Genomic DNA, 8,481 nt, shown 5'->3' on the forward strand with positions numbered 1-8,481 from the left:
GGGCGGGTCAGTGACCCGTCTCGCCGCCGTTGTCCCTGCGGTCGAGGGCTCGTTGCAGGGCCGCGGCGGCGTTCCTGCGCTCGGAATCGCTGGTACGGGAGGCGTGGCGGACTCGGCGTGCGGTCGTCTCGGCCATGGGGGATCCACTCCTTGGAAGAAGGATGTTTTCGAGACGCCGGAGGGGCGGGGAGCGAAGGAGCGGCAGGGGTTGCCTGCGTGGAGCTCCGGCTCACGACCGCCATTCGCTTGGTCGAGCGAGACGTTCGGCTTCTACAAAGCTAAGCGAGGACGGAGCGTCTGTCTCCACAATTACTCGGACTTCCTACTATCTGAGACGGCCTTCACTCTCCGTAACTCCCCGTCGCCCCTCTGGCGGCTCTCAGCTCGCGGATGAGGGCGCGCACGGCGACGGTTGAGGCCGGCTCCGGGGCGAGAACAGAAGACGTCCTAGAAGACGTCCCCGTCGCGCCAGTCGATGAGGAGTTCGTGCACCGGGTCGAGGTGGGCGCCCCGGAGGAGCGGGGGCTCCTCGTCGGGCATGTGGACCACGCCGTTCGGGCCGAGTGTGCCGACCGCGCCCTTCCACTCCTGCCAGGCGCGCGCGAGGTAGAGCCGCTGCCCCTCGTCCGACGCGGAGAGGGCGCCGAGCGCGTACGCCCGGTCGATCACCCGCTCCAGAGCACCCATCACCTGCCCGCCCAGACCCTGCCGCCGACGGTCCGGACGGACGGCGACCGCTTCGACGTAACCGGTGCGCAGCGAACGGCCGTTGTGCAGGATCCGGCGCTGGACCACGGAGCCGTGCGCGAGGAGAAGGCCGGATTCGTCGTGCACGAGAGCGTGCACGCCGCCGAGGCCGTGGTCCCAGTCCTGATCGCTGAAGTCCCCGTCGAACGCCTCGTCCATCAACGCGCGGGCGGCGCCGAGTTCGGTGGGGCCGAGATCGCAGGTATGGGCCGTGCGCAACGTGGTCACCCATCCACCGTACTCAGGCCCTATCTGAGTACGCACCCCGATTTGCCGACCGTCCGACGGCGGCAGAGTCGGTGCCATGAACGGCCTCTACACTCTCAAGCCCTGGTACGCGGACCGGTTGTCCGGCGTACGCGGCGCGCTCGCCCGCCGCGAGGTGTCGCCCGACGCCCTCACCATGGCGGGTGTGCTCTGCGCGGCGGGCGCGGCGGCGGCGCTCGCCTGGCTGCCGGTGCCGATCGCGGCGCTCCCCGTGGCCGTGCTGCTCGCCGCCCGGCTCGCCTTCGCGAACCTCGACGGAGCCCTGGCCCGCGACACGGGCCGCACGACGCGCCGCGGCGCGCTCCTGAACGAACCGCGAGGCGGGCCGCGCCGACATCGCACCACAGGACTGGCTGGCCCAGTCGGCGCTTTCCCGGGGCTCCCGCACCCTCACGGTGGGCCTCGCCTTCGGGGCCTTCGGGTTCCTTGCGCACCGGCTGCGACGGTTCTACGGGCTGTATCTGGCCCTGCTGGGCGTCGGATTCACGACCGGTCTCTCATTGATCGTGACGGGATGGAGCTGACCGGGGCACACTCGTGAACATGGCTGACGAGACCGCAGAACGACCCTGGACCCCCATCCACGGCGATCCCTACCGCTCCGTCCCTTACCGCCCCGAGCGCATGCCCGCGACCGAATCCCTCGCGCACGCCGCCGAGTTGAGGACGCGGATGCAGGAGCGGCGGACAGTACGGCAGTTCGCGCCGGACCCGGTGCCCCCGCAGGTCGTGCGGGACGCCATCGCGTGCGCGGCGACGGCGCCGTCCGGCGCGCACCAGCAGCCGTGGACGTTCGTCCTCGTCCAGGACCCGGAGATACGCCGCCTGATCCGCGAGGCCGCCGAGCACGAGGAGCAGATCTCCTACGACGGCCGTCTCGGCGAGGAGTGGCTCGCGGCGCTGCGTCCACTCGGCACGGACGAGGTGAAGCCGCATCTGACGGACGCGCCCGCGCTCGTCGTGGTCTTCCAGCAGCGCTACTGGCTCGGTGATGACGGCGCCAAGCACAAGCACTACTACGTCGACGAGTCGGTCGGCATAGCCGTGGGGATGCTGCTGTCGGCGCTGCATCTGTCGGGCCTCGCCGCGCTGATCCACACCCCGAGCCCGATGCGGTTCCTCTCGCAGGTGCTCGGCCGCCCGGAGAACGAGAAGGCGTTCGCGGTGATCCCCGTGGGCTATCCGGCGCCGGACTGCCAGGTCCCCGACCTCGTACGGAAATCGCTGGATCAGGTCCTGGTGGAGGTCTGAGCGCCCACCAGCACACGCTCCATGGAGGGGTAGTCGGTGTACCCCTCGGCCCCGTGGGTGTAGAGGTGCGCCGCGTCGATCTCCTGGAGAGGCGCGCCCGCGGCGAACCGCTCCGGCAGGTCGGGATTGGAGATGAACGCCCGCCCGTACGACACGAGGTCCGCCAGGCCTTCGGCAAGCACCGCCTCGCCCGCGTCGCGCGTGGTCGGCTCGCCATTTTCACCGACGTTGCCGATGAGGGTGCCGTGCCAGCGGGGGCGCAGGTCGCTGAGGGCGGGGTAGCTGTCGTTGTCGGTGAGGTGGAGGTAGGCGAGACCGAGGCCGTCGATCTCGTCGAGCAGCGCGCGGTAGACGGGGCCGGGGTCGGCCTCCGCCATGCCGAACTGCGGGTTGCCCGGCGAGAGGCGCAGACCGAGGCGCTCGGCTCCGATGGCGTCGGCGACGGCGCGCACGACCTCGACGGCGAAGCGGATGCGGTCGGCGATCGAGTTCCGGCCGTACTCGTCGTCGCGCACGTTGGTGTTGTCGGCGAGGAACTGGTGGATCAAGTAGCTGTTGGCGCCGTGGAGTTCGACGCCGTCGAAGCCCGCGGCGATGGCGTTGCGGGCGGCGGTGACGTGATCGCGCACGGCGGTGTGGATCTCGTCGCGGGTCATCGCGCGCGGGACGACCGGATCGGCCTTCCCGCCGCCGCTCACGTGGACGCGGCCCGGGACGAGCACCGCGGACGGCCCCGCGGGAAGGTCGCCGTCGATCCGGGCCAGCGGGTGGCCCTTGCGGCCGCCGTGCATGAGCTGGGCGTAGATCCTGCCGCCCGCCTCGTGCACCGCCTCGGTCACCGCGCGCCAGCCGGCGATGTGGGCGGGGGTCTCCAGGCCCGGGATCCGCCAGTCGCTCTGGCCGCCGCTCGCGGGCCAGATGCCCTCGGTGACGATGAGGCCCGCGCTCGCGCGCTGGGCGTAGTGGTCGGCGACGACCGGCAGCGGAGTGCCGTCCTCGGCCGCCCGGTGGCGGGACATGGGCGCCATCACGACGCGGTTGGGGAGGTGGCCGACGGGGCCCCCGGAATACGGTGCGAGAAGCGAAGTGTTCGTCATGCCGAAAAGGTAGAAGCTGACACTGGTGTCAGATTCAAGTGCGGAGGCACTTCAAGTGCGGAGGTACGCGTGACATGAGGATCGGCGAGCTGGCGAAGCGTACCGCTGTGAGCGAGCGGTCCCTGCGCTACTACGAGAAGCAGGGCCTGCTGCACGCGGAGCGCACACCGGGCGGCCACCGCGACTACGCGGAGGCGGCGATCGACCGCGTCGTCCACATCCAGGAGCTGTTCGCGGCGGGCCTGTGCAGCGCGAAGATCGTGGAGCTGCTCCCGTGCATGCGGGACCAGGACGGCGGCCCTTCGAAGACCGCCACACCTTGGCTGGTGGAGGAGCTGTCGGTGGAGCGGGCCAGGATCGACGGCATGGTGGAGGAGCTGTTGCGGGCGCGGGATGTGCTGGACGAGGTGATCTCGGCGGCGTCGGATCCGACACCTGCGAGCAGCTGAGGACCCCCACGGGCACGGGGAGAAAACACCGCCCCCGACCGGGGTGGGGCCCAGGTCAGGGGCGGGATCCAGGGGGCTTCGCAGCCAGGGAAATTCAGCCCATGTGCGGGTACGAGTACTCCGTGGGCGAGACCAGCGTCTCCTTGATGGCGCGGGTCAGCGTCCAACGCTGCAGGTTCTGCGGCGCGCCGGCCTTGTCGTTCGTGCCCGAGGCACGCCCACCGCCGAAGGGCTGCTGCCCGACGACAGCACCGGTCGACTTGTCGTTGATGTAGAAGTTGCCCGCCGCGTAGCGGAGCTTCTCCATCGTGTACGCCGCCGCGGCACGGTCACCCGCGATGACCGACCCGGTCAGCGCGTAGTCCGACGCCGACTCCATCTGGGTCAGCATCTCCTCGTACTTGTCGTCCTCGTAGACGTGGATCGCGAGGAACGGACCGAAGTACTCGGTGGTGAAGACCTCGTTGGCCGGGTCCGAGCACTCGACGACGGTCGGACGGACGAAGTAGCCGACCGAGTCGTCGTACGTGCCGCCCGCGACGATCGTGCAGGTCGGGTCGGCCGCCGCGCGGTCGATGGCGGCCTTGTTCTTGGCGAACGCGCGCTCGTCGATGACGGCGCCGACGAAGTTCGACAGATCGGTGACGTCACCCATCTTGATGCCGTCGACCTCGGCCGCGAACTCCTCCTTGAAGCCGGAGTTCCAGATCGAGGCGGGGACGTACGCACGCGACGAGGCGCTGCACTTCTGGCCCTGGAACTCGAAGGAGCCACGGGTCAGGGCCGTCTTGAGGACGGCGCGGTCGGCGCTCGGGTGCGCGACGACGAAGTCCTTGCCGCCGGTCTCGCCGACCAGGCGCGGGTAGGTGCGGTAGTTGGCGATGTTCTCGCCGACCGTCTTCCACAGGTGCTGGAAGGTCGGGGTCGAGCCGGTGAAGTGGATGCCCGCCAGGTCGCGGTGGGTCAGGGCCACCTCGGAGACGGCGATGCCGTCGCCGGTCACCAGGTTGATGACGCCCTTGGGCAGGCCCGCCTCCTCAAGGAGCTGCATGAGCAGCACGGCGGCGTGCGTCTGGGTGGGGCTCGGCTTCCAGACCACCACGTTGCCCATGAGGGCGGGGGCGGTGGGGAGGTTGCCCGCGATCGCGGTGAAGTTGAACGGCGTGATCGCGTAGACGAAGCCTTCGAGCGGGCGGTGGTCCAGGCGGTTCCAGACGCCGGTCGAGTTCGCCGGGGGCTGCTCGGCGAGCAGGTCACGGGCGTACTTGACGTTGAAGCGCCAGAAGTCGACGAGCTCACAGGGAGTGTCGATCTCGGCCTGCTGGGCGGTCTTCGACTGGCCGAGCATCGTGGACGCGGCGAGCGTCTCGCGCCATGTCGTGGAGAGCAGCTCGGCGGCGCGCAGGATGATCGCGGCGCGGTCGTCGAAGGACATCGCGCGCCACGCCGGGGCGGCGGCCAGAGCGGCGTCGATCGCGTCCTGGGCGTCCTGCGAGGTGGCACCGCGACCGTTGCCGATGACGGCCTGGTGGTTGTGCGGCTGCACGACCTTGAAGGGCTCACCGCCACCGAGGCGCTTGACGCCGCCGATGGTCATCGGCAGCTCGATGGGGTTCTCGGAGAGCTCCTTGAGCTTCGTCTCGAGGCGGGCACGCTCCGGGGAACCGGGTGCGTAGCCGTGCACCGGCTCGTTGACCGGCGCGGGGACCTGGGTGACGGCGTCCATGAGTTCCGTATCTCCTTGGAGGGGGGTCGGGGGAAAGGGAGCTCAGCCCTTGGTGAGGATGGAGCGGGCGAAGAAGAGCAGGTTGGCCGGCTTCTCCGCGAGGCGGCGCATGAAGTATCCGTACCAGTCGGTGCCGTAGGCGGTGTACACGCGCATCCGGTGGCCCTCGGCCGCGAGCCGCAGGTGCTCGTCGCTACGAATGCCGTACAGCATCTGGAATTCGTACTCGTCCAGTTTGCGCCCTGCGCGCCGTCCGAGCTCCTGTGCGATGGAGATCAGGCGCGGGTCGTGGGACCCGATCATCGGGTACCCGGAACCCTCCATCAGGATGCGCATGATGCGCACGTACGCCTTGTCGATCTCCGCCTTGTCCTGGTACGCGACCTCGGCGGGCTCCTTGTAGGCGCCCTTCACGATGCGTACGCGGCTGCCCGCGGCGGCCAGGCGGCGGGCGTCGTCCTCGGTGCGGAAGAGGTAGGACTGGATGACGCAGCCGGTCTGCGGGAAGTCCTTCCGCAGCTCCTCGTGGATGGCGAACATCGAGTCGAGGGTGGTGTGGTCCTCGGCGTCCAGGGTGACCGTGGTGCCGATCGCGGCGGCGGCGATGACGACCGGGCGGACGTTGGCGAGGGCCAGCTCGTGGCCGCCCTCAAGGGCCTGACCGAACATGGAGAGCTTCACGGACATCTCGGCCTTGGTGCCGAGCCCCAGGTCCTTGAGGCGCTCGACGAGCTCCAGATAGGCGTCGCGCGCGGCGGCGGCCTGCTCGGGCGTGGTGATGTCCTCGCCGACGACGTCGAGGGTGACCTCCAGGCCCTTGTCGGCGGCGTCCGTGATGATCGGAACCACCTGGTCCACGCTCTCACCGGCGATGAAGCGGCTCACGACCTGCTTGGTGCCCGGGGCCGCCGACACGAAACGGCGCATCTGGTCGCTGCGCGACGCGGCGAGGATCACGGGACCCAGCACGGGCACCTCCACGGAGAGTAGATAGGGGGCCGTACCTGGATATGCGTAACAAGCCGGTACGGCACGGAGAACCACCGTGAAACTTAAGGATCCCTCCGATCCGGGGCCATCGACAGCTGTCACGCATCCGTGCCCTGGATCTCAGACATCTGTCTGAAGGTGGGGCGGAACTACGCCAGAATGGACAGTGTGAAAGGTGATTACCAGGAACTGGTCGACGAGATCTCGGCCCTGCTCGGCGCCCCCGCGACACTGGAGAACCGCGATTTCGAGCTGATCGCGTTCGGCGCGCACGACAGCGGCGGCGACACCGATTTCGACGCGACGGCACTCGATCCGGTGCGCACCCGCTCGATCCTCACGCGCCGCTCGACGGCCGGGGTCCGCACCTGGTTCGAGAGCTTCGGCATCACCCGGGCGACGGCCCCGATCCGCATTCCGCCCACTCCGGAGGCGGGCGTCCACCGCGGCCGGATCTGCCTTCCCGTACGACATCGGGGGTTCGCCCTGGGTTACGTATGGCTGCTCGACGACGAGCCGGGCCCCACGGAGGCCCAGCTGACCGCCGCCATGGAGGTCGCCACCCGCATCGGCGCGCTGCTCGCCGACGAGGCGCAGGCGGGGGCCGATCTGACCCGGGAGTTCCGCGCGGTCCTGACCGCCGAGCGGGGCTGGCAGCGGGACATGGCCGTGGCCGACCTGCGCACGGCACTCGGCTCGCGCGGCGAGGGCCTGCACGCGGTGGTCTGCGTCGCCCCCTGGCCTTCCGCCGACCCGGACTCCGCCCCTTCGGTCCGTACGGTGCAGGGGGCGACCGCCCTGTGCACGGTGCCCTGGGGCGCGGCGGGCCAGAGCCTCGCGGTGCTCGTCCGGGTGCGCTCGGCGGACGTGCTCACGCCCGCGGTGTCGGCGGCCACGCGGCTCCTGGAGTCGGTCACGTCCGCGGCGGCGGGGATCGCGAGCGCCCGGCACGGCCTGGACGAGCTCGGCGCCGCCTGGTGGGAGGCGTCCACGGCGGCCCGCGCGGCCCGCGCCGAACCGCGCTTCGCCCCCGTGGCCCAATGGTCTGACGTAGGCCCCTACCGCCTGCTCACCTCCCTGCCCGCCGAGGCCGCCCAGGACCCGGTGGCCCGCGCACTGCTCTCCCCCGCCCATCGCGAACTCGCCCGTACCGCGGAGGTGTTCCTGGACTGCGCGGGCCAAGCGGGCCGCACGGCGGCGGAGTTGGGAATCCACCGCCAGACGCTCTACTACCGGCTCTCCCGCATGGAGCAGCTCACCGGCCTCGACCTGGACGACGGCGAGGACCGGCTGCTGCTGCACATGATCCTGAAGGCGTCACGACTGTAAGAGCACGGCTACAAGCACGCCTACGGGCGGCACCTGGCATGGCCATGGCCCGGTAACCTCTCCCCTTGATCACAGAAGTTGATCACATCCGTATTCCACAGGGGAGACCGAACACCCGATGAAACTCAAGTTGTTGGGACCCGCCGTCGCCGTCGCCGCCCTCGTCGGCACCACCCTCACCGGCGGTATCGCCGTGGCACAGACGCCCTCCGCCCCGCTCGCCGCCGCCGCGGCCCCCACCTGCCTGAGCGGCCTCTCCAACGTGCCCGCCAAGGAGACCGTGAAGGTACGCACCACGGCGAAGGTGAACGGCACCGCCGTCGGCCAGTGGAACAAGGGCAGGAAGGGTTTCGTCTGCAACGACGGAAAGCCGATCACTGGCCAGAAGTACACGCTCTGCGGCAAGACGAGCACCCAGTGGCTCTACGGCGTCACGAACGACACGAACGTGAAGGGCTACGTCCCCAGGGCCTGCATCGACTGGTAGCCAAGTCCTCGGAAGAAGCATGACCCACAGTGGTGGGGGGGGGGGGGGGGGGGCCCCCCCCCCCCCCCCGCCCCCCCCCCCCCCCCCCCCCCCCCCCCCCCCCCCGCCCCCCCCCCCCCCCCCCCCCGCCCCCCCCGG

The 8,481-nt window shown here is 70.4% G+C and carries 10 protein-coding genes; 5 read left to right on the top strand and 5 right to left on the bottom strand.

Going from position 1 to position 8,481, the window contains the following annotated elements; genetic code table 11:
• Positions 1 to 7 precede the first annotated feature (7 nt).
• Both ACFVXC_RS25800 and ACFVXC_RS25805 read right to left on the bottom strand, forming a co-directional pair.
• Positions 8 to 136, bottom strand: a complete 129-nt coding sequence (locus tag ACFVXC_RS25800) for a hypothetical protein (protein WP_383279553.1) — start codon at positions 134 to 136, stop codon at positions 8 to 10.
• 311 nt (positions 137 to 447) lie between these two features.
• Positions 448 to 1,053 (bottom strand): GNAT family N-acetyltransferase, encoded by a 606-nt coding sequence (locus ACFVXC_RS25805; RefSeq protein ID WP_389909140.1) that lies wholly within the window; start codon positions 1,051 to 1,053, stop codon positions 448 to 450.
• On the opposite strand from ACFVXC_RS25805, the gene ACFVXC_RS25810 reads away from it, so the two are divergent.
• Together ACFVXC_RS25810 and ACFVXC_RS25815 are read left to right on the top strand one after the other, a co-directional pair.
• Complete coding sequence (locus ACFVXC_RS25810; RefSeq protein ID WP_389909143.1) at positions 1,052 to 1,555, top strand: hypothetical protein; 504 nt, start codon at positions 1,052 to 1,054, stop codon at positions 1,553 to 1,555. The two genes, ACFVXC_RS25805 and ACFVXC_RS25810, sit on opposite strands and share 2 nt — an antisense overlap.
• A 2-nt stretch (positions 1,556 to 1,557) precedes the next feature.
• Positions 1,558 to 2,265 (top strand): nitroreductase family protein, encoded by a 708-nt coding sequence (locus tag ACFVXC_RS25815; RefSeq protein WP_389909146.1) that lies wholly within the window; start codon positions 1,558 to 1,560, stop codon positions 2,263 to 2,265.
• Here ACFVXC_RS25815 and ACFVXC_RS25820 read toward each other — a convergent pair.
• Positions 2,244 to 3,362, bottom strand: coding sequence for an alkene reductase (locus ACFVXC_RS25820; protein WP_389909149.1), 1,119 nt, complete (start codon positions 3,360 to 3,362; stop codon positions 2,244 to 2,246). The genes ACFVXC_RS25815 and ACFVXC_RS25820 overlap by 22 nt on opposite strands.
• A 74-nt stretch (positions 3,363 to 3,436) precedes the next feature.
• On the opposite strand from ACFVXC_RS25820, the gene ACFVXC_RS25825 reads away from it, so the two are divergent.
• The gene (locus tag ACFVXC_RS25825; protein WP_389909152.1) at positions 3,437 to 3,811 is read left to right on the top strand and encodes a MerR family transcriptional regulator; all 375 of its coding nucleotides are present in this window, start codon (positions 3,437 to 3,439) and stop codon (positions 3,809 to 3,811) included.
• A gap of 94 nt (positions 3,812 to 3,905) precedes the next feature.
• On the opposite strand, the gene pruA is transcribed toward ACFVXC_RS25825, so the two are convergent.
• Both pruA and ACFVXC_RS25835 read right to left on the bottom strand, forming a co-directional pair.
• Entirely contained in the window at positions 3,906 to 5,537 is a 1,632-nt protein-coding gene (pruA, locus tag ACFVXC_RS25830) for an L-glutamate gamma-semialdehyde dehydrogenase (RefSeq protein WP_389909155.1), read from the bottom strand.
• A gap of 42 nt (positions 5,538 to 5,579) precedes the next feature.
• Positions 5,580 to 6,506 (bottom strand): proline dehydrogenase family protein, encoded by a 927-nt coding sequence (locus tag ACFVXC_RS25835; RefSeq protein ID WP_389909158.1) that lies wholly within the window; start codon positions 6,504 to 6,506, stop codon positions 5,580 to 5,582.
• 180 nt (positions 6,507 to 6,686) lie between these two features.
• On the opposite strand from ACFVXC_RS25835, the gene ACFVXC_RS25840 reads away from it, so the two are divergent.
• On the top strand, positions 6,687 to 7,856 hold the full coding sequence (locus tag ACFVXC_RS25840; RefSeq protein ID WP_389909161.1) for a PucR family transcriptional regulator: 1,170 nt from the start codon (positions 6,687 to 6,689) through the stop codon (positions 7,854 to 7,856).
• Positions 7,857 to 7,974: 118 nt separating this feature from the next.
• Positions 7,975 to 8,343, top strand: coding sequence for a hypothetical protein (locus ACFVXC_RS25845; RefSeq protein WP_389909164.1), 369 nt, complete (start codon positions 7,975 to 7,977; stop codon positions 8,341 to 8,343).
• The last annotated feature ends 138 nt before the right edge of the window (positions 8,344 to 8,481 follow it).

This window comes from Streptomyces sp. NPDC058257, assembly GCF_042881845.1.
Taxonomy (GTDB): Bacteria; Actinomycetota; Actinomycetes; order Streptomycetales; family Streptomycetaceae; genus Streptomyces.

Excerpts from the sequence above, each read along its gene's own strand:
- ACFVXC_RS25800 (WP_383279553.1), bottom strand. The coding sequence starts at position 136 with ATGGCCGAGACGACCGCACGCCGAGTCCGCCACGCCTCCCGTACCAGC.
- ACFVXC_RS25810 (WP_389909143.1), top strand. The coding sequence starts at position 1,052 with ATGAACGGCCTCTACACTCTCAAGCCCTGGTACGCGGACCGGTTGTCC.
- ACFVXC_RS25805 (WP_389909140.1), bottom strand. The coding sequence starts at position 1,053 with ATGGCACCGACTCTGCCGCCGTCGGACGGTCGGCAAATCGGGGTGCGT.
- ACFVXC_RS25815 (WP_389909146.1), top strand. The coding sequence starts at position 1,558 with ATGGCTGACGAGACCGCAGAACGACCCTGGACCCCCATCCACGGCGAT.
- ACFVXC_RS25820 (WP_389909149.1), bottom strand. The coding sequence starts at position 3,362 with ATGACGAACACTTCGCTTCTCGCACCGTATTCCGGGGGCCCCGTCGGC.
- ACFVXC_RS25825 (WP_389909152.1), top strand. The coding sequence starts at position 3,437 with ATGAGGATCGGCGAGCTGGCGAAGCGTACCGCTGTGAGCGAGCGGTCC.
- pruA (WP_389909155.1), bottom strand. The coding sequence starts at position 5,537 with ATGGACGCCGTCACCCAGGTCCCCGCGCCGGTCAACGAGCCGGTGCAC.
- ACFVXC_RS25840 (WP_389909161.1), top strand. The coding sequence starts at position 6,687 with ATGGACAGTGTGAAAGGTGATTACCAGGAACTGGTCGACGAGATCTCG.
- ACFVXC_RS25845 (WP_389909164.1), top strand. The coding sequence starts at position 7,975 with ATGAAACTCAAGTTGTTGGGACCCGCCGTCGCCGTCGCCGCCCTCGTC.